The 21140-nt window shown below is 65.9% G+C and carries 17 protein-coding genes and 1 pseudogene; 8 read left to right on the plus strand and 10 right to left on the minus strand.

Going from position 1 to position 21140, the window contains the following annotated elements:
- Window positions 1-71 precede the first annotated feature (71 nt).
- Complete coding sequence (locus YU9_RS0127690; protein WP_027575717.1) at window positions 72-1541, plus strand: amidase; 1470 nt, start codon at window positions 72-74, stop codon at window positions 1539-1541.
- 37 nt (window positions 1542-1578) lie between these two features.
- Here the strand turns inward: YU9_RS0127690 and YU9_RS49230 are convergent, their stop codons facing one another.
- Window positions 1579-1896, minus strand: coding sequence for a hypothetical protein (locus tag YU9_RS49230; RefSeq protein WP_027575718.1), 318 nt, complete (start codon window positions 1894-1896; stop codon window positions 1579-1581).
- A 144-nt stretch (window positions 1897-2040) separates the two neighbouring features.
- On the opposite strand from YU9_RS49230, the gene YU9_RS0127700 reads away from it, so the two are divergent.
- Both YU9_RS0127700 and YU9_RS0127705 read left to right on the plus strand, forming a co-directional pair.
- Window positions 2041-2949: a PaaI family thioesterase gene (locus YU9_RS0127700; RefSeq protein WP_027575719.1), complete on the plus strand. Its 909-nt coding sequence runs from the start codon at window positions 2041-2043 to the stop codon at window positions 2947-2949.
- A gap of 67 nt (window positions 2950-3016) precedes the next feature.
- On the plus strand, window positions 3017-3382 hold the full coding sequence (locus tag YU9_RS0127705; protein ID WP_027575720.1) for a hypothetical protein: 366 nt from the start codon (window positions 3017-3019) through the stop codon (window positions 3380-3382).
- Window positions 3383-3446: 64 nt separating this feature from the next.
- Here YU9_RS0127705 and poxB read toward each other — a convergent pair whose 3' ends face one another.
- The 3 genes from poxB to YU9_RS0127720 all read right to left on the minus strand — a co-directional run bounded on the left by poxB (window position 3447) and on the right by YU9_RS0127720 (window position 6846).
- Window positions 3447-5183, minus strand: a complete 1737-nt coding sequence (gene poxB / locus YU9_RS0127710) for a ubiquinone-dependent pyruvate dehydrogenase (RefSeq protein ID WP_027575721.1) — start codon at window positions 5181-5183, stop codon at window positions 3447-3449.
- Between the two features lie 102 nt (window positions 5184-5285).
- Window positions 5286-5918: a 2-dehydro-3-deoxy-6-phosphogalactonate aldolase gene (locus YU9_RS0127715; RefSeq protein ID WP_027575722.1), complete on the minus strand. Its 633-nt coding sequence runs from the start codon at window positions 5916-5918 to the stop codon at window positions 5286-5288.
- A 13-nt stretch (window positions 5919-5931) separates the two neighbouring features.
- Entirely contained in the window at window positions 5932-6846 is a 915-nt protein-coding gene (locus tag YU9_RS0127720) for a 2-dehydro-3-deoxygalactonokinase (RefSeq protein WP_027575723.1), read from the minus strand.
- 217 nt (window positions 6847-7063) lie between these two features.
- Here YU9_RS0127720 and YU9_RS0127725 point away from each other — a divergent pair, with 217 nt between their 5' ends.
- Entirely contained in the window at window positions 7064-8161 is a 1098-nt protein-coding gene (locus tag YU9_RS0127725; RefSeq protein WP_027575724.1) for an LLM class flavin-dependent oxidoreductase, read from the plus strand.
- 57 nt (window positions 8162-8218) lie between these two features.
- Window positions 8219-8773, plus strand: coding sequence for a flavin reductase family protein (locus YU9_RS0127730; protein ID WP_027575725.1), 555 nt, complete (start codon window positions 8219-8221; stop codon window positions 8771-8773).
- 172 nt (window positions 8774-8945) lie between these two features.
- On the opposite strand, the gene YU9_RS0127735 is transcribed toward YU9_RS0127730, so the two are convergent.
- From YU9_RS0127735 to YU9_RS0127745, 3 genes are all read right to left on the minus strand, one after another.
- The gene (locus tag YU9_RS0127735; RefSeq protein WP_027575726.1) at window positions 8946-10799 is read right to left on the minus strand and encodes a sigma-54-dependent Fis family transcriptional regulator; all 1854 of its coding nucleotides are present in this window, start codon (window positions 10797-10799) and stop codon (window positions 8946-8948) included.
- Between the two features lie 236 nt (window positions 10800-11035).
- A complete protein-coding gene (locus YU9_RS0127740; RefSeq protein WP_027575727.1) occupies window positions 11036-14338 on the minus strand; it encodes a carboxyl transferase domain-containing protein in 3303 nt (1100 codons plus the stop codon).
- A gap of 194 nt (window positions 14339-14532) precedes the next feature.
- The gene (locus tag YU9_RS0127745) at window positions 14533-16215 is read right to left on the minus strand and encodes a methyl-accepting chemotaxis protein (protein ID WP_027575728.1); all 1683 of its coding nucleotides are present in this window, start codon (window positions 16213-16215) and stop codon (window positions 14533-14535) included.
- A gap of 294 nt (window positions 16216-16509) precedes the next feature.
- On the opposite strand from YU9_RS0127745, the gene YU9_RS0127750 reads away from it, so the two are divergent.
- Window positions 16510-17010 carry a hypothetical protein gene (locus YU9_RS0127750; RefSeq protein ID WP_027575729.1) on the plus strand — a complete coding sequence of 167 codons (501 nt, stop codon included), beginning with the start codon at window positions 16510-16512 and terminating at the stop codon, window positions 17008-17010.
- A gap of 106 nt (window positions 17011-17116) precedes the next feature.
- On the opposite strand, the gene YU9_RS0127755 is transcribed toward YU9_RS0127750, so the two are convergent.
- The gene (locus tag YU9_RS0127755; RefSeq protein WP_027575730.1) at window positions 17117-17716 is read right to left on the minus strand and encodes a TetR/AcrR family transcriptional regulator; all 600 of its coding nucleotides are present in this window, start codon (window positions 17714-17716) and stop codon (window positions 17117-17119) included.
- Between the two features lie 158 nt (window positions 17717-17874).
- Between YU9_RS0127755 and YU9_RS0127760 the strand changes: the two genes are divergently transcribed.
- Window positions 17875-18252, plus strand: coding sequence for a tautomerase family protein (locus YU9_RS0127760; RefSeq protein ID WP_027575731.1), 378 nt, complete (start codon window positions 17875-17877; stop codon window positions 18250-18252).
- A gap of 13 nt (window positions 18253-18265) precedes the next feature.
- On the opposite strand, the gene YU9_RS0127765 is transcribed toward YU9_RS0127760, so the two are convergent.
- Together YU9_RS0127765 and YU9_RS0127770 are read right to left on the minus strand one after the other, a co-directional pair.
- Window positions 18266-19192 carry a GTP-binding protein gene (locus YU9_RS0127765; protein ID WP_027575732.1) on the minus strand — a complete coding sequence of 309 codons (927 nt, stop codon included), beginning with the start codon at window positions 19190-19192 and terminating at the stop codon, window positions 18266-18268.
- 3 nt (window positions 19193-19195) lie between these two features.
- A complete protein-coding gene (locus YU9_RS0127770) occupies window positions 19196-20686 on the minus strand; it encodes an amidohydrolase family protein (protein WP_027575733.1) in 1491 nt (496 codons plus the stop codon).
- A gap of 254 nt (window positions 20687-20940) precedes the next feature.
- Here YU9_RS0127770 and YU9_RS49580 point away from each other — a divergent pair.
- Window positions 20941-21140: pseudogene (locus YU9_RS49580) on the plus strand (hypothetical protein); the annotation flags it as partial.

A 21140-nucleotide genomic window follows, 5' to 3' on the forward strand; every position in this document is an offset into this window, starting at 1 on the left:
ACCGGCTCAGTTGATTCGCGCGGACCGTTGCGAAAAAGGTGACGCCGCTACCCAAAGGAGATTTTGACTTCATGACTTTGCCGATGAGCTGGAGTGAATGGGCGCAGCACGATGGCGTCGCGCTGGCGGGGCGCGTCCGCAAGGGCGAGCTGACGGCGAAGGAACTGGCGCGGCAGGCCGCGGCCGGCGTCGCCAAAGTCAATCCGGCGCTGTCGGGCGTGGTCGAGCTGTTCGAGGACGTGATCGCCGATCCCGCCAAGGATGGCGCCAACCTCGCGGGTCCCTTCGCCGGCCTGCCCTTCCTGATGAAGGACCTCGGGCCGACCATGAAGGGCCGGCTCCAGGAAATGGGCTCGCTCCTGATGCGCGGCAATCGCGCGAGCGCCGACACGTTCCTGACCGGTAAATTCCGCCAGGCCGGGCTGAACCTGATCGGACGCACCACGACGCCGGAATTCGGCGTGTGCTCTTCGGCCGACAATCCCGCCGTCTACGTCACGCGCAATCCCTGGAATACCGACTACACCACCTGCGGCTCGTCAGCCGGCAGTGCCGCGATGGTCGCCGCCGGCGTGGTGCCGATCGCGCATGCGACCGACGGCGGCGGCTCGATCCGCATTCCCGCCGGCGTCAACGGCAATATCGGACTGAAGGTCTCCCGCGGCGTGTTCTCGCTGGCGCCGCACATGTCCGATCTCACCGGTCTCGTCTCGATCCAGGGCTGCCAGTCGCGTTCGGTGCGCGACACCGCCGCCTTCGTCGATCATGCGAGGGGACCGGCGCCGGGCGAGTTCATGCCGTTCTGGACCACGGCGCAGCCTTATTGCGAGATGATCAAGCGCGACCCAGCGAAGCTTCGCATCGCACTGTCGCACACATGGGGCGATTACACCGCGACGCCCGAGATCGCCGCCGAGCTGGAGAAGGCCGGCCGCTTCCTCGAAGGCCTCGGCCATCACGTCGACTACGCGCTGCCCGAGCTCGATTTCCGTGCCGCGTTCGCGGCGCAGACCGCCTGCTACATCTCGAACTTCGCGGTAGTGATCTCCAACATGCTCGCCGCGCGCGGGCTGGAAAAGCCGCCGGAAGATCTGATCGAGCCTATGAACATCCGGATCTGGGAAGCCGGGCGTCACACGAGCTTCGCCGAGCGGGCGAAGATGCAAGCCGTGTTCAACACGACCTCGCGCGGCTTCGGCGCGTTCTTCGAGCAGTGGGACGTGATCCTGACGCCGATCACCGCGCTGCCGACGCCCAAGGTCGGCGCCAGGGAATACCTCACCATCTCCGACAACCCCGATGTGCTCGACTGGTTCGGCAATCTCTGGCGATTCTTCGCCTTCACGCCGCTCGCCAATCTGTGCGGCATGCCCGCGATCTCGATGCCGATGGCAAGCCAGGACCACGGCCTGCCGCTCGGCATCCAGGCGATCGCCAAGCAGGCCAATGACGGCCTGCTCCTCCAGCTCGCCGCCCAGATCGAGCGCGCACTCGACGGCAAGTGGAACGGCGGCAGGAAGCCGAAGGTGCATGTGGGCTAGGAATTGGCGATCGCATTGAGATGCGATCGCAACCGCCTCAATTCTTCACCGCCGGAATCTCCTCATTCGGCTGCTGCTGGCCCTGCTTATACATCGCGAGCGCCTTGTCGAGCGCTTCACGCAGCGCCAGCGCTGCGGCCACGCTGCAGCGCAGGTGCGCGGTCTGGACCACGTCGACCCTGACGGCGGCGCCGACCGGCATCAGCAAGTTTGCGGCGAGCTCGATCTGGATCGCGCCGTTGTGATGGCCGAAGCAGGAGGCGCCGTCGAAATAGATGATCGGCGCCCGCTCGGCACTGGAGCTCGAAATGGTGACGGGGCCCTGGGCGGTCGAGGGCGTTTCGGGATCGGCCATGGGCACTCCTTGCGGCTAGTCGAACGAACGAAGCCCCACCATCGTCGCTTCGGCCCGCCGTGTCGAGGCCAAACCGCCCGGGCCCGACCCGCAATGCCCATTCGGGGTTTTGCGCGGCGCCCGGCGCTGGTCTAGAACGTCGTCATGTCCACTCTACCTGCCACGCTCCCCTTCGAGGAACTCGCCGAGGCCATCAAGGGCCGCCGCTCCGATTACGGCCATATCAGCGGGCTCCAGCTCGACCGCTTCGCGCCGGCCGAGGCCTGGTCCAGCCTGCCCTATCGTCCCGTCTTCGTCGGCGACACCGAGACCGGCGTTCTGCATGGCGGTGTCGTCACCGCGATGCTGGACGAGAGCTGCGGCATGGCGGTGCAACTCGCACTCGACGGCACGCGCGCGATTGCAACCCTCGACCTACGCATCGACTACCAGAAGCCGGCAACGCCCGGTCTAGACATCAAGGCGCATTCGGTGTGCTATCGTACCACGCGCTCGATCGCCTTCGTGCGCTCCACCGCCTATCAGGACTCCGAAGACGATCCGGTCGCGACCGCAACCGCCTGCTTCATGATCGGCGCCAACCGCACCAACATGCTCGCCGACCGCCGGATGGATGCGCGCAGCATCCCGACGCTGGAGGCACCGGAGGATCCGGATGGTCCGTTCGCGCGCAGTCCGTTCGCGCGCTGCCTCGGCATCCGGGTCAATGACGACGGCACGCTGACGATGCCGTTCTCGCCACAGATCATCGGCAATCCGATCCTGCCCGCGATCCACGGCGGCATGACCGGCGCCTTTCTCGAGACCACCGCGATCATCGGCGTGGCACGAGAGCTTGGCGCTGCCGCGCCGCCCAAGCCGATCGGCCTCACCGTCAACTATTTGCGCTCCGGTCGTGCGCTCGACACGTTTGCCGACGTCTCGATCGTGAAGCAGGGCCGGCGCATCGTGGCCTTCGAGGCGCGGGCCTGGCAGGACGATGCGAACAAGCCGATCGCCACCGCGTTCGGTCACTTCATGCTGCGCCCGACCTCGGGAAGTGACGACGAATAAGCGCATTTTGACTTGACGACCGCAGTTCCGGCCACAACGATAGCGCGTCCCCGCGAGAGGTATTGGATTGCGGCATCCGCTCGACATCGTCGCCATGTTCGCCGCGCTCTGGCTGCTGGCATCGATGGTGCTTGACGCGCTGACGCCGAAGGAGCTGACGGCGATGATGATCGCGGTTGCGATCGGTCCCGCTATCGTCATTACCGCCGTGTTCTACTACCTGCGCTGCCCGCGAACGGACTTTGCGGTCATGTTCGCAGCGCTGTGGCTGATCTCGGACATCGCCATCGCCTTCATCTCGCCGAAGGAGCTGCCGCATTTCCTGATCATGCTCGGCTTCGTCCCGGCCCTGCTGATCGGCATCGTGCTGCACTGGCAACGCTTCCAGCGCCGCCATGAGCGGCTGCCGGTGCCGTCAGTGAAGCGTGGCTGAGGCCGTGCGGCCGGTGTTCACCTCTCTCCGTTGGGGAGAGGTGAACCGGACCGCCTCGGCAAAATCATCGCGGCAGCAAATTCGTCTTCGCGAGATCCAGCACCTCGTCGCCGCGGCCGTTCATCACCGCGCGCAACACCCAGAGGCTAAAACCCTTGACCTGCTCGGCCGTGATGGTCGGCGGCATCGACAGCTCCTGCTTGGCGGTGACGACGTCGAGCAGCGCCGGCCCATTGTGCGCCAGCATCTCCTTCATCGCGCCGGGGAGCTCGCCGGGATCTTCGACGCGTTTTGCGAAGATGCCCATCGCGCGTGCCATCGCCGCGAAATCGGGGTTCTCCAGATCGACATTGGTGTCGACGAAGCCCGCCGCCTTCATCTCCAGCGCGACGAAGCCGAGCACGCCGTTGTTGAAGACGACCACTTTCACCGGCAGCTTCATCTGCGTCAGCGTGATGAGGTCGCCCATCAGCATGGTGAAGCCGCCGTCGCCGGAGAGCGAGATCACCTGGCGCCCGGGCTGTGCGGCCTGCGCGCCGATCGCCTGCGGCATCGCATTGGCCATCGAGCCGTGCACGAACGATCCGATCAGCCGGCGGCGGCCGTTCATGTCGAGATAACGCGCGGCCCACACCGTCGGCGTGCCGACATCGGCGGTGAACACGGCATCCTCTGATGCGTGGTCGCTGATAACCTTGGCGAGATATTGCGGATGGATCGGCTTGCTGCCGGGCGTGCCTTTGGCAAGTGAGTCCAGACCTTCGCGCGCCCTCTTGTAGTGGGCGACCGCGTCGTCGAGATGCTTGCGCTGCGTCTTGGTCTTGAGCAGCGGCAGAAGCGCCTCGATGGTGAGCTTGACGTCACCGACGAGGCCGAGATCGATCCTGCAGCGGCGGCCGAGATTTTCCGGGCGGATGTCGATCTGCGCGATCTGGCAGTCGGTCGGGAAGAACTGCTTGTAGGGAAAATCAGTTCCCAGCATCACCAGCGCGTCGCAGGCGTGCATGGCGGCATAGCCCGAGGAGAAGCCGATGAAGCCGGTCATGCCGACGTCGTAAGGGTTGTCGTACTCGACATGCTCCTTGCCGCCGAGCGCATGCACGATCGGGCTCTTGAGTGCTTCGGCGAGCTGCATTAGCGGCGCATGCGCGCCGGCGCAGCCGCGGCCGCAGAACAGGGTGACGCGCTCGGCGCGGTTCAGGAGGTCCGCAAGCGCCTTCAGCTCATCCGCCTGCGGCTCGACCTTCGGCGCAGCCAGTGTAAGCCCGCGCGTCGTCGACAGCGCGCGCTTCGGTGGGCTGCGGAAAGCGACATCGCCGGGCATGGCGACGACGGCGACACCCCGCAGGCCCACCGCCGCGCGGATCGCATTCTCCAGCACATAGGGCAGCTGGCTCGGGTCCGAGACCAGCTCGCAATAATGGCTGCATTCGCGGAACAGGTTCTGCGGATGCGTCTCCTGGAAATAGCCGCCGCCGATCTCGGCGGTGGGGATCTGCGCTGCAATCGCCAGCACCGGAACGCGGCTGCGATGCGCATCGAACAGCCCGTTGATCAGATGCAGATTGCCGGGACCGCAAGAACCTGCGCACACTGCGAGGCTGCCGGTCATCTCGGCCTCGCCGGCGGCGGCGAAGGCCGCGACCTCCTCGTGGCGGACATGGACCCATTCGATCGTGCCGCGGCGACGCAGCGCCTCAGTCAGCGCGTTCAGGCTGTCGCCGACGATGCCGTAGATGCGCTTGACGCCGGCCTGCTCGAGCGTTGCCACGAATAGATCGGCCACGTTATTGATCGCCATGTCGGTCTCCTGCTTCAGCCAGTCGCTGCGTACGATGCGCGAACATCGCGACACCGCGAGGGACAATAAGCTATGACACGATCACGGCTTGTCTGTTCCTGCTCACTTTTTCGCAATCGCCCGATCGTAGGCCGCGACTGTCGCCTTTGCGCGAGCTGCGACATCCGCTGCACTCATGCCGGGCTTGTAGAGGCTGGAGCCGAGGCCGAACGCGGTCACACCACCCGTGATGTACTCCGCAAAGTTCTGGTCGGAGACGCCGCCGACAGCGGCGATCATCACGCCTGATGGCAGCACGGCGCGGATCGCAGCAATGCCGGAGGCGCCGAGCACGCTCGCTGGAAAGAATTTTAAGCTCGACGCGCCACATCGCGCCGCGAGCAGCGCTTCGGTCGGCGAGAACACGCCGGGCATGGTCACCATGCCGTGTTGATGCGCCCGCGCCAGCACCTCGGTATCGACATTGGGCGAGACCATCAGTCTGCCGCCGACGTCGTTGAGACGATCGACGTCTGCCATGGTCAGCACCGTGCCGGCGCCGATCAACACGCCTGCTGGTGCCTGCTTCACCGCCATGGCGATGGAGCGGAATGGATCGGGCGAGTTCAAGGGAATCTCGATCGCGGTCATGCCGGCCTCCATCAGCACGCCGACGATCGCCTCGGTCTCCTCGGGCTTGATGCCGCGCAAGATCGCGACCAGCGGCCGCTTCATCGACGGAAAGGGAACGCTCATCTCATGAATCCTTCTACTTCGTCCAGATCGCGGCAGCCGCCATCGACAGACCGCGGCGGACGGCTTCATCCGCATCGACGAGCCTTGCGGTCACCGACAACGCCTCGAAAGCCAGCCGATACAGCATCGCAAGCCGCCCCGAGGCAATCAGCTCGACACCCGCTTGCGGCACGGCGCCGGAGAGCCCTGCGGCCAGCTCGACGCCGATCAACGTGCCTGACAGCGTCTCGCGCGCCGCGGCCGGCGGGCCACCGAACAGAAGCTGCCGCGACCGCGCGGTGAACAGAAGGTTGGCAGCGAAGGCCGGGGCGCCGAACGCGGCCTTCACGGCCGCGTTGAAGCTCGCGACATCCTCGGCGTCGTCTGCGCCGGCGATCGCGAGCGACAGGATGGTCTCGCGCGAGACAGCGCTGAACAGCTCGCCGGTCATGAAGGTCGAAAATCGTTCGACAGTGTCATCCGTCACGCGAACCCATTTCGAATGCGTGCCGGGCATGCAGACCAGCGCCTCGCCCGCAGCATCGAGCCCGAGCGCGCCGAGCAATTGCGTCTCCTCGCCGCGCATCACGTCCGGTGCTTTTGCATCGCGCTGCGCGATGCCCGGCAGGATGCGAATGTCGCGCGCCTCGCCCGGCACGCGCACGGCCTGCTTCAGAACGGCAGAGAGCGGCGCCGGCGTGTCAACATAGCCGGCCTCGACCCAGCCGGTGCGGGCACCGGCCATGCCGCAGACGAGCACGGGCAGATGATCCGGCGCTTCGACCGCCGCAAGATGCGATTGCAGCACCGCAGGGAAGCCGGTCTTCGCCGCGGCCAGCAGGCCCTCGCCGCTGCGGCGCTCGGTCAGCGCCTGACCGGCGCGATCGATCAGCCAGAGCCGGAAGCTGCTGGTGCCCCAGTCCACCGCGACATAAGCGGGTTCGGTCATGTCAGGTCTCGTCCTCGTCTCAGGGCTAAGACGCCGTCTCGCGACACATGAGACGATGTCTTGCAGGCTCCCGTCGAGATACCGGCTATTGCGCGGGCAAACCAGCCCTTTCTCTTCAATTTGAGGCTTCGCGGCGCTGGCACACAGCTTGCTCAAGCTTCATCACTCAACTCCGTCAACGCGCGACAAGACGCGTCAACATCAGATGAGGAAACCCATGGAGATCGGCTATTTCACGATGCCCTCGCATCCGCCGGAGTGCGGCCTGAAAGAAGGGAACGACTGGGACCTGCAAGTCATGCGCTGGCTCGACGAGCTCGGCTATCAGGAAGCCTGGGTCGGCGAGCACCACACCGCGCCGTGGGAACCCAATCCCACGCCGGACCTCTTGATCGCGCAGGCCTTGATGCAGACCAAACGCTTGCGCGTCGGACCGGGCGGCTTTCTGCTGCCCTATCACCATCCGGCCGAGCTCGCCAATCGCGTTGCCATGCTCGACCATCTCTCCGAGGGCCGGCTCAATTTCGGCGTCGCGGCGTCGGGGCTGCCGAGCGACTGGGCGATGTTCAACGTCGACGGCATGAGCGGGCAGAACCGCGACATGACGCGCGAGGCGCTCGAGATCATTCTGAAGCTCTGGACCGAGCCGGCGCCCTTCACCCACAAGGGCAAGTTCTGGACGGTGACCAAGCCGGACACGATGTTCGACTTCCTCAAGCCCCACATCAAGCCGCTGCAGGCGCCGCATCCGCCGATCGGCGTCGCCGGGCTTTCCAAGAACTCGGACACCCTGAAGCTTGCGGGCGAGCGCGGTTTCATCCCGATGAGCCTCAACCTCAATCCGGCCTATGTCTCCAGCCATTGGGATTCGGTCGAGATCGGCGCTGCGAAAACCGGGCGCAAGCCGAACCGGCAGGACTGGCGGCTGGTGCGCGAGGTGTTCGTTGCCGACACCGATGAGGAAGCCTGGAAGCTCTCGACCGGCGACATGATGGGCCGCATGATGAGCGAGTATTTCCTGCCGCTGCTCGGCCATTTCGGCTTCAAGGACTATCTGAAGCACGCACCCGACGTGCCCGACAGCGACGTCACGGTCGAATATTGCGCCAAGCGGAACTGGATCGTCGGCTCGCCCGCGACGGTCGCCGAGAAGATCGAAAAGATCTACGACGAGGTCGGCGGCTTCGGCGTGCTCCTGGTGTTCGGCTTCGACTACAAGCACAAGGCCGAAGCCTGGCATAACTCGCTGTCGCTGCTGAAGAACGAGGTGATGCCGCGTCTTGCGCATCTCGGCTCCGCGAAGAAGGCGGCTTGACCCGATGCGGGTGCGGCGCGATCGTGCCGCACCCGCATTGATTTCGGAGATTTCTGCGTGTCGGTGGACGCCAAGGACTTCAAGCAGGCGATGCGCCAATGCGCCGGTGCCGTGGCGCTGGTGACCGTGGGCGCCGAGCACGGCAAGCGCACAGGGCTGACGGTAACCTCGGCGTGCTCGCTGTCGGATTCACCGCCCTCGCTGATCGTCTGCGTCAACCGCAACGCCAGCGCGCATGCGCGTATCCGCGAGGAAGGCGCCTTTGCCATCAACTTCCTGCATGAGGATCACGCGATGCTGGCGCTGACCTTCAGCGGCCAGAAGGGCGTCAATGGGGACGACCGCTTTGCGTTCGGGCAATGGACTCGCGGCGTGACCGGCGCACCGGTGCTGACGGATGCGGTCGCCGCGTTCGACTGCGTGCTGGCGCAGGAGTTCGAGACCACGACGCATTCGATCTTCGTGGGCGAGGTGCGCGGCGTATCACATGCGGATGCGGCGAGGCCACTGGTCTATCTGCGCAGCAGTTTTCATATACCCCACGAAATCCGCGAGACAGTAACGGTCGGCGATCTCGACTCGCGGCATCTGAGCTGGACGGATTTTTCGTAAGAAGCGGCATCGGCGGTGCGTTCCCTCGCCCCACTTGCGGGGAGAGTTGGGGTGAGGGGAAGTCTCCACGGGGACGGTGGCAGTTGGACTCGCGGAAAGTCCCCCTCACCCGCCGCGCGTTCCGCGCGTCGGCCTCTCCCCGCACGCGGGGAGAGGCGACACCCGCGGCTCGCTACTGTGCCGTCTCGATCTTCAGTTGCTTGAGCTTCCGATACAGCGTCGCGCGGCTGAGCTTCAGCGCGCGCGCTGCTTCCGTCACGCGGCCGCCATGCTGGCGCAGGGCTTGCACGATTGTGGCGCGCTCGGCTGCCGCGAGATCCGGCTCCGCGCGTCCACCGAACGGCGGCAGATCGAGATCGGCATCGGTGATGACGCCGTTCTCCGCCGTGCAGCCGGCGAGCCGCAGCACGTGGCGGAGCTGGCGCATGTTGCCGGGGAACGGGTAGGCCGCAAGCTGCGACCAAGCCTCGTCCGACAGGCGACAATTCGGCGCCTCCTCGCGCGCGATCTGGCGGATGATGTCGCCGCGATCGGCGCGCTCGCGCAAGGCCGGCAGGTGCACCTCCATGCCGCGCAGGCGGAAATAGAGGTCGGCGCGGAAGGCCCCCTCTTCCGCCATGCGGCCGAGATCGCGATGGGTGGCGCTGATCAGGCGGATGTCGACGGCGACAGGCTTGAGCGCGCCGAGCGGCCAGACCTCGCGGTTCTCCAAAACGCGCAACAAGCGCGTCTGCAGCGCCATCGGCATATCGCCGATCTCGTCGAGAAACAGCGTGCCGCCATCGGCCTGCACGATCAGGCCCTTGGAGCCCTCGCGCCGCGCGCCGGTGAAGGCGCCGGCCTCGTAGCCGAACAGTTCGGCGTCGATCAGACTCTCGGGCATGGCCGCGCAATTCAGCGCGACGTAATTGTTGCGCGCGCGATTGCTCGCCGCATGAATGGCGCGCGTGAACACGTCCTTGCCGACGCCGGTCTCGCCATGCAGCAGCACCGGCAGATTGTGATCCCCAATGCGCGTGAGCCGGTTCACGCTCTTGATCAGGCCAGGGTCGCGGCCGGCGAGCCGATGCAGCGCATCGAAGCGGCCGACGGGCGCCTCGCGGCGCGGCGCATGCGACTTTGCACGCATCGGCGGGGCAACATGCCCCTTGCCCAACGGACTGCCATCCGCGCGACGCAGCTCGACCATCTCGTCCGCACCGCGCGCGGCATGATGATCGAACTTGACGTAGCGCGACAGGTCGATGCCGGATGCGATCAGGCCGTCGGTGAGACCGAGCAGCGCACGCGCGGAGCGGCAGGCGCCGACGATGCGGCGATCATCGTCATAGGCGATGAGGCCGCTGCCGCCGTCGCCGGGGAGGGTCGCGATCCAGGCGTTGCGGAAATGGCCGCGGAAGATCGCATCCTCCATCCGCCGCGTTGCTTCCATCGTCACCGCAAGCGCGAGCTGATGTGCGGCGCGTTCCAGATCCTCCCGGCAGGAGGTGATGTTAATGGCGCCGGCAAGCCGGCCGGCCTGGTCGAACAGCGGCGCCACCGCGCAGGAGAACATGTGCCACTGCGCGCGAAAATGCTCGTCGCGATGCACCAGGATCGGCTTCTCCTCGGCGAGCGCGGTGCCGAGCCCGTTGGTGCCCTCGAAGGTCTCGGCGAAGTTCGAGCCGGTGTAGATCTTCCAGTCCAGAAACATCTTTGCGTCGGCTTCGCCCGGCAAACGGCTGAACAGCATGGTCGCGTTGACATCAGCGAGGTTGACGCAATAGCCGGCATCGCGCAGCACACGGGCGAGATCGTCGAGCGCGGGCGTGGCGAGCCTGATCGTCTCCTCCATGGGTTCGGCGACATGACGGATCTCGGCCTCGGTCAGCGTCTGCGGCGGGCCCTGGCGGGCGGGATCGAGCTTGTGGCTGATCAGACAGCGTCGCCAGGAATTGGCAATCCGCGAGGAGGCATCGACGTCGGCCACGTGATTGGCGACGGACAAGACACGGGCGACATGGTTCGAGGCCGAAAGGCTGGCCATCGCGGACGTCTCCACCCTGTATTATTGTGCAAAGTCTGGCACCACAGGCGGGGATGTCAATCGGGAACCGGACGCGGTTGTGGGCGCGCTGCCTCAGCATCCGTCATGGCCGGGCTTGGTCCCGGCCATCCACGTCTTTGCCGAGCGCGCCAAAGAACGTGGATGCCCGGGACAAGCCCGGGCATGACGATGCGGATGCAGATTGCCTCAAGCTATTCTGATTTGCTGCACCGCCCTCACCACGTGTCGATGCACGGCCGTTTCTTCTTCGTCCTTGCCGGCGGCTTCGGCACGGACCGCAGCCCGGCCATGATCCAGCGCCGCGTCTCGGCGGGGTCGATGACGTTGTCGATCTCGAACACCGAGGCGATCGAGACCGCCTTGCCGTTGGCGTAGAGCTCGGCGACCTTGTTGCGGTAATAGGTCTCGCGCTCCTCGGGATCGGCGATCGCCTCCATCTCCTTGCGGAAGCCGAGGCGGACATAGCCCTCCAGGCCCATGCCGCCGAACTCGCCTGTCGGCCAGGCCGCGGTGAAGAAGGAGGCGTGGAAGCCGCCGCCGATCATCGACTGCGCGCCGAGACCATAACCCTTGCGCAGCACGATGCCGAACAGCGGCACGGTGAGGCTCGCGCCTGTCACGAACATGCGCGAGACGTGGCGCACGATCGCGGTCTTCTCCGCTTCGGGGCCAACCATGAAGCCGGGCGTGTCGCAAAGCGAGACGATCGGCAGGTCGAAGGCGTCGCACAGCTGGAGGAAGCGAGCAGCCTTGTCGCCGGCATCGGCATCGATTGCGCCGCCGAGATGGCGCGGATTGTTGGCGATCAGGCCGAACGGTTTTCCTTCGATCCGGATCAGCGCGGTGATCATGCCGGCGCCGTAATCGCGGCGCAGCTCCAGCACGGAGTTCTTGTCGGCGACGAGGTCGATCACGCTGCGGATGTCGTAGACGCGCAGCCGGTTCTCGGGGATCGCGCGGCGCAAGAGGCGCTGGTCGGCGGCTTCCCACTCCGTCACCGCGCCCTGGAAATAAGACAGGTAGTTCTGCGCGACGCGCGTCGCCTCTTCCTCGTCCTCAACCAGGATGTCGATGACACCGTTTGGCGCCTGGAACGAGACCGGGCCGACCTCGGCCGGGTGATAGACGCCGAGCCCGCCGCCTTCGATCATCGCCGGGCCACCCATGCCGATCGACGCGTTCTTGGTCGCGATGATGACGTCGCAGCAGCCGAGCATCGCGGCATTGCCCGCAAAGCAATAGCCGGAAACGACGCCGACGACAGGCACCAGGCCGGAGAGTCTTGCGAACTGCACGAAGGACGGGCCGTCGAGACCGGTCATGCCGAGGCGGTCGGTGTCACCGGGCCGGCCGCCGCCGCCTTCCGCATAGAACACCAGCGGCACGCGCCAGTCTTCCGCGAGCGTCAGCATGCGGTCGATCTTCTTGTGATTCATGTGACCCTGCGTGCCCGCGAGCACGGTGTAGTCATAGGCCACGACGATGCAGCGGCCGCCCTCGGGGCCGAACTTCCCGGCATTCACCGTGGCAACGCCCATGACCAGGCCGTCGGCCGGCGTGTTCCTGATGAGGTCGTCGAGCTTGCGCCGGCGGCGCTGTGCCGCGATCGCCAGGCTGCCGTACTCCATGAACGAGCCTTCGTCGACGAGCTGCGCGACATTCTCGCGCGCGGTGCGCTGGTTGGTATTGCGGCGGCGCTCGACCGCTGCAGGACGATTCTCGTCGAGCGTGTTGGCCTGACGCGCGATCAGCTCGGCGAGGTCGGGGCGGATGTGGTCGAGATCGATGTCCGCTTCCGCCGCAGTGCTGTCAGCTGCGACGTCGAGCGGCTCGAGATACATGATCGGCTCGCCATGCATCAGCGTGACGCCGTCGCCGGCGACGAGCTTCATGACGCGGCCGCCCTGCTCGGCCATGACCAGATGCTCCATCTTCATGGATTCGATCACGGCGAGCTGCTGGCCGGGGCGCACAATCTCGCCTTGCTTCACCTGGATGGTGACGATGGTGCCCTGCAATGGTGCCGCGACCATCACCGCGCCTTCGGGCACGACTTGCCCGACATGCACTTCCGCGCCGTGACCGCCGCGCTCTGTCGCTGCAAAGTAGAGCGGCTTGGCTGCGCCATCGGCCGCTTCGACGAGCTTTGCGATATTGCGATCGATGAAATCGGTCGCGATGCGGTTCGTCCTGAAATCGGGATGCGCGAGCACCGCCTGGAGGAAGGCGATGTTGGTGACGACGCCGTCGATCCGGAACTCGCGCAAGGCGCGCGAAGCCTTCGCGACCACATCATGCCAGGCCTCGCCCGGCGTGTGCACGATCACCTTGGCCAGCAGCGAATCGAAGGCCGCGCTGGTCTTGTAGCCGGCGTAACCAAAACTATCGACGCGGACGCCTGGGCCCGACGGCGGCTCGAACACGGCGAGCACGCCGCCGGTCGGATGCGTCGCACCCGTCTCGTCCAGCGTCTCCATGTTGACGCGAAGCTGCATGGCATGGCCGCGCGGCTTCGGGATCGAACCCTGCGCAAGACCCAGCGCAACCAGCGTGCCGCCTGCGGCGACCGCGAGCTGGGCGCGGACGAGGTCGATGCCGAGCACCTCTTCCGTGACGGTGTGCTCGACCTGGAGCCGCGGATTGGCCTCGATGAAGGCAAAGCTGTCCTCGGCGGTCCCGTCGACCAGGAACTCGAACGTGCCGAGATTGTCGTAGGACGCCGCGCTCGCCAGTTGCTTTGCCGCCTCGATGATGCGGCCGCGCAAGGGATCGCTCAGCGAGGGGCTCGGCGCCACCTCGATCAGCTTCTGATGGCGGCGCTGGATGGTGCATTCGCGCTCCCAGAGATGGGAGATCGCGCCGTGGCGGTCGCCGATGATCTGCACCTCGATGTGGCGCGCCTGCCGGATCAGCCGTTCGGCATAGACGCCGTCGAAGCCGAACGCCGCCTTGGCCTCGGACTGGCAACGCGCATAGGCCTCCGCGAGGTCTGTCGCATTCTCCACGACCCGCATGCCGCGGCCACCACCGCCGGCCATCGCCTTGATCACGATTGCCGCGTTGCTGCCAAGGGAGGTGAAGAATGTCGAAATCTCCTCGAGCGAGGACGGCCCGCTGGTGCCGGCGATGATGGGGACGCCGCAGCGCTTTGCCAGTTGCCGTGCCGCAACCTTGTCGCCGAACAGTTCCAGCGCCGCGGCCTTCGGCCCGACGAAAACGATGCCGGCATCGCTGCAAGCCTTGGCGAATGCCGCATTCTCGCTGAGGAAGCCGTAGCCGGGATGCACGGCATCGCAGCCGGCCGCCTTCGCCGCCTTCACCACCGCATCGATATCGAGATAGGCCCGGGCGCCGCGGCCGGCGATTTCGATCGCCTCGTCGGCAACGCGCACGTGCAGCGACAGCGCATCGTCGGCGGGATGGATCGCAACGGTCGCGATGCCGGCGTCGGCCGCCGCGCGCGCGACGCGGATGGCGATCTCGCCGCGATTGGCAATCAGGAGCTTCTTGAACGACATGCGGCTGTCTCCATGCCCCGGGGCAAGTCGCGGGGTCGGCAGGTTCGATGATCCTGCTTCTTCACTTTAGCCGCAGCCGTCAAGAGCGTGAAAGCCGGTCGCGATGACCGCTCCCGCAGGCCGGAATTTCGATGCGCAGCACATGCCGTCACGCGGTCAATAACCCGCGCCATGGCGGGCCGGATCGGCAAGGATCAGGCCGCCCGCACGCCTGCAACGAAGGTGCTGACCTCGTCCTGCAGCGATTGCAGTTTCTGCGTCAGCCGGCCGCTCGATTGCAGCACGAGGCCGGCGGCCTCGCCGGTCTCGGCGGTCGCCTCAGTGACGCCGGAGATGTTTTGCGAGACTTGGTCGGTGCCGGAGGCCGCCTCCTGCACGCTGTGGGCGATCGCCTGGGTCGCCGCGCCCTGCTCCTCGACCGCGGCGGCGATCGACGAGGAGATCTCGTTGACCTCCATGATGGTGGCGCGGATGCTCTCGATGTTGCCGACGACCTCGTTGGTCTCGGCCTGGATCGCGGTGATCTGCGCGCCGATCTCGTCGGTCGCCTTCGCGGTCTGGCTCGCCAGCGACTTCACCTCGCTCGCGACCACCGCAAAGCCCTTGCCGGCTTCGCCCGCGCGCGCCGCCTCGATCGTCGCGTTCAGCGCGAGCAGGTTGGTCTGCGAGGCGATCTGGTTGATGAGGTCGATGACCTCGCCGATCTTGTGCGCGGCAGCGGCCAGCCCCTGCACGGTGTCGTTGGTGCGCTGGCCGTCGGCGGCGGCCTTGTCGGCCACGATCGCGGCCTGTGCAACGCGCTGGCTGATTTCGGTGATCGAGGCCGACAGCTCGCCGGCGGCGGAGGCCACCGTCTGCACATTGCTCGAGGCCTGCTGGCAGGCGGTGGCGACGAAGCTCGCGCGATCGCTCGCCTTGTTCGCGGTCTCCGACATGCCCTGCGCGGCCTGCTGCATCGCGCGCGCCTCGTTGAAGACGTCGCGCACCACGGCCTGGACGCTCGCCTCGAACTTGCCGGCGAGATCGGCCATTGCCTTGCGCTTCTCATCGTCGGCCCTCTGTTTCAGCTCCTGCTGCTCGGCATGCATCCGGCCGACTTCCGAGGCATTGTCCTTGAACACGGCGAGCGCCTTGGCTAGTCCGCCGACCTCGTCGCGGCGATCGGTGTAGGGCACGTCGAAGGCGCTGTCGCCGGCGGCAAGGCGCTCGGTCAGCGCGGTGATCTTCGCCAGCGGGCGGGTGACGCTGCGGCCGATCAGGAAGGAGGCTCCGAGCACCACGACCAGCACCGCGAGACCGATGTAGGCGAAGGTCATCGCGTTCTGGCGGAAGACTGCGTCGACGTCGTCGAGATAGATGCCGGTGCCGATGATCCAGCCCCAGGGCGCAAAGCCCTTCACATAGGAGATCTTCCCAACTGGCTGGTCGAAGCCGGGCTTCGGCCAGAGATAGCCATAGAAGCCCGCCTCGTGCTTGTTGACGACGTCAACGAAGCCCATGAACAGCGCGTTGCCGGTGGGATCCTTCATCCCGGAGAGATCCTTGCCGTCGAGCTCGGGCTTGATCGGATGCATGACCATCTTGGGAGTCATGTCGTTGATCCAGAAATACTCGACCTTGTCGTAGCGCAGGCTCTTGATTTCAGCCATTGCGCCGGCCTGGGCCTGCTCGCGCGAGAGTTTTCCTTCGCTCTCGAGCTTCTGGTAATGCGCCAGGATGCCATAGCCGACATCGACCATGTGCTGCGTCTTGGCCTGGCGATCGGCGACCATCTGCGCACGCAGGGTCGAAAGCGCGACCGGCGCCAGCGCGATCATGCCGAGGAGGCTGATGCCGACAATCAGGACCAGCTTGAAACTGATGCGGAAGAAAATCATCGGTGCTCACAAGAATTGGAAGGGCTGTCATGCCAATTTATCCCGGGTCCCTTAGCAAAGCTTTAAGCATTCGGGCTCCCGAAATCCCCGCAATTCCGCCGGGACGATGCCGGCATGTCGCGTACGGCTTCGACGCGAGCGACACTGTCAGCATCCGAGATACGAATTCTTCCAATCTAGAACACCTCGACATCGCCTCTCCGAGCGTTGACTTGGAGAGGTCTCTGGCAGAACCATCGGCGCGGATCATCCGCGCCAGCTCTGGCGTGAGCGCAGCCAAAGGCCAGAGGCTCAATGCATCGATCGACACATACCGGGCACCTCGACCTCCCCGCGCTGAGCGCAGCGGAGCGGCTCTTCATCTGGGGTTTCAGGGCGAAGGCACGCAGCGGAGGCCCCGTCCCGACCGCGGCCGATATCAAGCAGGTGTACGACCATTTTCGCGTCGGCGATGCCGTGCCGTCGCTGGAGTCCATCATCGAGGTCTTCGCCTGCACGGCCCATACCGCCATCGAAGTGCATTGCCCGACTTGTCCACGCGTGTCGGACAGCGAGCACGGAATTCTGCGCGCCATCGCCGCGGCGCAGCAGGACCGCATCGATGTCGCCCGTGAACAGTTCGAGCGCTGGCTGCCACCGGTCGGCGCCGATTGGGCGCTCGCGCCGGTCCAGGGGCTTGCAACGATCTTCCGCATGGCCGGTCTCATCCTGCCCGACCGGCACGTGCGGTCTTTCGACCCTGACCGGACGATGGCGATGCAGAGCTGGCTGGTCGGAAGCCCCACGCTGCATTGACGAGAACATTCACGATGCAGGATGCATGCGGTTCTGTGGCAGTCCCGGACGCCGGCCAATCGCAGCTCTGACACGGGCGGTCAACGCGCTCGCGCTGTGCTGACACCTATCCGCCTTTCCTGCCGAGCACGAGATCGATCGTGTGTGCGGCGATCTTGCGCAATTGGGGCTCGTCGCCGAAGGCACGCTCGAGCACGGCGAGGCCGCGCGTCATGGTGACGATGTGCAGCGCCGCGGCCGCGGGATTGCCGTCGAACTCGCCCCGCGCCGCGCCGGCCGCCAACGCGTCCTGAACCAGTGCGATGATGCGCGAGATCAGGCTCGCAAAAGCCTGGCGGGCGTTTTCATCGAGCCCCTCGCCTTCGGCGGCGCCGAGCTCCATGAGCCCACGCGTGGTCGGACAGCCGCGCGGCGGCGTGCCCGAGCGGAAATTGGTGATGGTCAGATCGAAGAACGCGGTGAGGCGCTTGCGCAAAGAACCCACCCCGAGCGCCTTTTGCAGCGCTGCGAGATAATCCCCCGCGTAGCGTTCATACGCCTGCAGGAACAGCGCCTCTTTGCTGCCGAAGGCGTTGTAGAGACTTCCGCGCTGGACCGCCGCATCGCGCGCGATATCGGACAGCGAGGTGCCGCGCACGCCCTTGCGCCAGAACTGGTCAAACGCGACGCGCAGAACCTCGTCATGATCGAATTCGCGCGGCCTCAAGCTCCGCTCCTCAAAGTATTTGACACGACGTCAAGAACATGATTTCTAGACATCGTGTCAAAAACTGATCGGGATTGATAGCCCGTTTTCTTCAATCGGCCGAGCAGGCGGCGTCTACCTCGCCGTGCCGGTCGAGCCCGCATGCAAAGGGACGCGCGATGCCTCTCGTCCACATCTCGATGCGCGCCGGCAAGCCGCAAGCTTACCGGCACGCGATTCTCGACGGACTTTACCGCGCCATGCGCGAGGCCCTGAACGTGCCCGACGGTGATGTGTTCATGGCCATCACCGAGCATGAGCCAGCGAACTTTCGCTGCGGCAATGCCTACGGCGTCGCGCGCAGCGACGACGCGTTGCTGATCCAGATCACCGTGTTCGCCTCGCGCACCCCCGAGCAGAAAAAGGCGCTCTATCGGCGGATCGCCGATCTGCTCGGCGAAAACCCGGGCATCAGGCCGGAGGACGTGTTCGTCAACGTGCTCGATGCTCCCAAGGAGAACTGGTCCGTCGGAAACGGCATCGCGCAATTCGCGTGAGGCGGCTCCCGTTTCAATCTGCAACGCACGCCTCCATGATGCCGTCGAGCTCCGCCTTCGAGAGAACGCCGAGCTCGGCGATGAAGACGATCCGCGTCCGCGCAACGCCCGGTGCCGGCGCGTCGCCTGGCGCCAGCGTTGCGCGGCCGGCGGCGAACTGAAACACCATCGTGCGGCCGGGCTGCTCGATGCTCTCGAACAGTCCTTTGGCGCGCGCGAGCTTCGGCGCCAACCGGTTGATGGCTTGCTGCAAGCGGGGCAACGAGACCGGCTTATCCGAGGTCCAGCTCAGCGTCTCGAAGCGCTCTTCTGCCGGCCGCCGCGGGCCCACCTCACGCGGCGCGGGGGCACGGTCGAGGTCGGCGGGAAACAGCAGCGCGGCAGGAATCTCGCCATGCTGCGCATCGATCACGACGGCGGGAACACGCAGCGCGCGGATGGCCGCGCGCATCCGCACACCCGCGCCCGCGTCCGCCAGATCCAGCTTGGTGAGCGCCACGATATCGGCGACGCGCAACTGCGACCGCTGAAGCGCGTCGTCAAGGGCGGCGGGCGGCTCCGTCGCATCCATCACGCAGAGCACCGTCTCCAGCGGCGCCTCGCGCAGGATCACCGGATCCATCAGATTGCGCACGATGTCGGCGGGATCGGCGACGCCGCTGGTCTCGATGACGATGTATTCGGGCTTGGGATCACGCCGCAGCAGCGTCGAGAGGGTGCGGAGCAGATCGCCTTCGAGCGAGCAGCAGATGCAGCCATTGGCAAGGCTGACCACGCCGTCGCGCGCGCCCGCGATCAGCTCCGCATCGATGTTGATCGCGCCGAAATCGTTGACCACGGCGGCGATCTGCCGCCCCTCCGCATGCGCCAGCAGATGGTTCACGACCGTGGTCTTGCCCGCCCCCAGAAAGCCCGTCACCAGGAGAATGGGGACCGGCATGGGTCAAGCCTCGACGACGGGGCGGCGCACGGGCCTGCCCGGCCGCGCCGCCACGTCAAGCACGCCGTCGCTGATCAGCACCTGGCCGCTGACGAGGAGATGCCGCACGCCTTCGGAGGGACGGTTCATCGCGGTGAATGTCGCGCGGTCGCTGAGCTTCTCGTAGTCGAACACGACAATGTCGGCATCCGCGTCTTTCGCAAGCCGGCCCTTGACCCGCATCGCGGGCGTGCTCTGCGACAGGATCTCCGCCGGGATCAGCGCGCATTTGCGCACGCCTTCCAGCAGCGACACGGCCTTGCGCTCGCGCACCCATTCGCGGATGAACTTCGTGAAGCAGCCGGCCGAGCGCGGATGCGAGGTGGCATCGTCAGGCAGCGGCCAGGCATCGCCGGTATACGTCGAGCCGTCAGAGAGCGTCCACGGCATCGCGTCGGAGGCAATCGCACCGCCGGGATACAGCACCGACATGTCGAGCAGGTCGCGGTGATGCGCATTGTTCTCGGTGTCGAGGATGTGCCAGAGCACCAGCGAGGACGGCTCTTCGGCCTGCGCCTTCAAGAGCTCCTCGCGGTCGTGGAAGCGGTAGCCGTCGGTGACGCGCTGGACGGAATCGTAGCCGGTGCCGTTGCGCTCGACGAATTTGGGATCGCTGAAGAAGGCGGCGGCCAGCACGGTCGAGCCGGTGCCGTAAGGATAGGCCTCGACCGTGATCGGCAGCCCCTGCGCCTGCGCCTTCTCGACCAGCACGCGGCAGCGCGCGATGTCTGTCTTGCTTGACGAGTTGAAATGGCAGATGTGCATGTGCGCGCCGGTGGCGCCGGCATAGCCGATCAGGCGGATATAGGCCTCCGCCGCGCTTTCGGGGTCGATGCGCGACATGAAGGCGACGTGGGTGAAGGTCGGCACGTCCTTGGCCGCAGCCAGCTGGCACACCGCGGTCAGCTCCTGCACGCCGGCGCCCGGCGCATAGGCGTTGAGGATGCCGATGCCGATGCCGCCTTCGTTGAGGCCGCGCGCGAGACGCTCGAGGATGCCGGCGACCTCGGCTTCGCTGGCAACATTGTCCATCCAGCGGCGGTCACGCATGGCGTTGCCGAACGCCTCCAGCGAGCTCTCCGCATTGGAGCCCGTCATCGCGCCGATGCGGGCAAAGGCCCAGTTGGTGGCAGCACCGTAGTTCAGCACGCGCCCCTTCCTGGCCTGACGCTCGTACCAGGACGCGACCGGCAGCACGCCGGCCTCGAGATCGAGCGTCGTCGTGACGCCGTCGAACGCCTGCATACGGTCGGCCGGAATCGACTGGCCATGGGCGTGCAGATCGATGAAGCCGGGCGCGACCACCAGGCCAGTTGCGTCGATCACCCGCTCGGCGCCGCCGAGCGAGGTGCCGACGGCGGCGATCTTGCCGTCCACCACCGCCACGTCGCCGATGGCATCCATCCCGCTCGCGGGATCCACCACCCGGCCGCCAGAGATCACCAAACCGCTCATATCGTCACCCCACCAAATTGAAATCGCATCAAGGCAGATTCCAGGAGCCACGACCACCTCCAGGGAAGCCGACGCATCATGCTTCAGCGGAAGGCCATTTTGAGGGATCGCAGACACGCGCTCGCATCCTCGCGGCAGGATTTGCCCGAGCTATGCTCCGCTTCACACCCTCTCCAAAGAAAGGGCGCAGGGAAGACCGCATAGGCGTTAAGTTTATTCTTGAGTGTTGGAATCACACGTGATTCCAAGGCGGGATGGCAGACGAATCGCTTCTGAACGAGGACTGGACGAGAGTGGTTGCGCAGCTCGGCGGGGCTGCGCAGCTTGAAATAAGTGCGCGCCAGACGAAGGCTTTCGTGCGGCGGCGCCAAATTCCAGATGCGGTGTCGTTACTTCGGCTGATGCTGGCCTATTGTCTGGGTGAAAGAGGGTTGAGATCGACAGCCGCGTGGGC

It is taken from the genome of Bradyrhizobium sp. WSM1743 (assembly GCF_000473065.1).
Classification (GTDB): domain Bacteria; phylum Pseudomonadota; class Alphaproteobacteria; order Rhizobiales; family Xanthobacteraceae; genus Bradyrhizobium.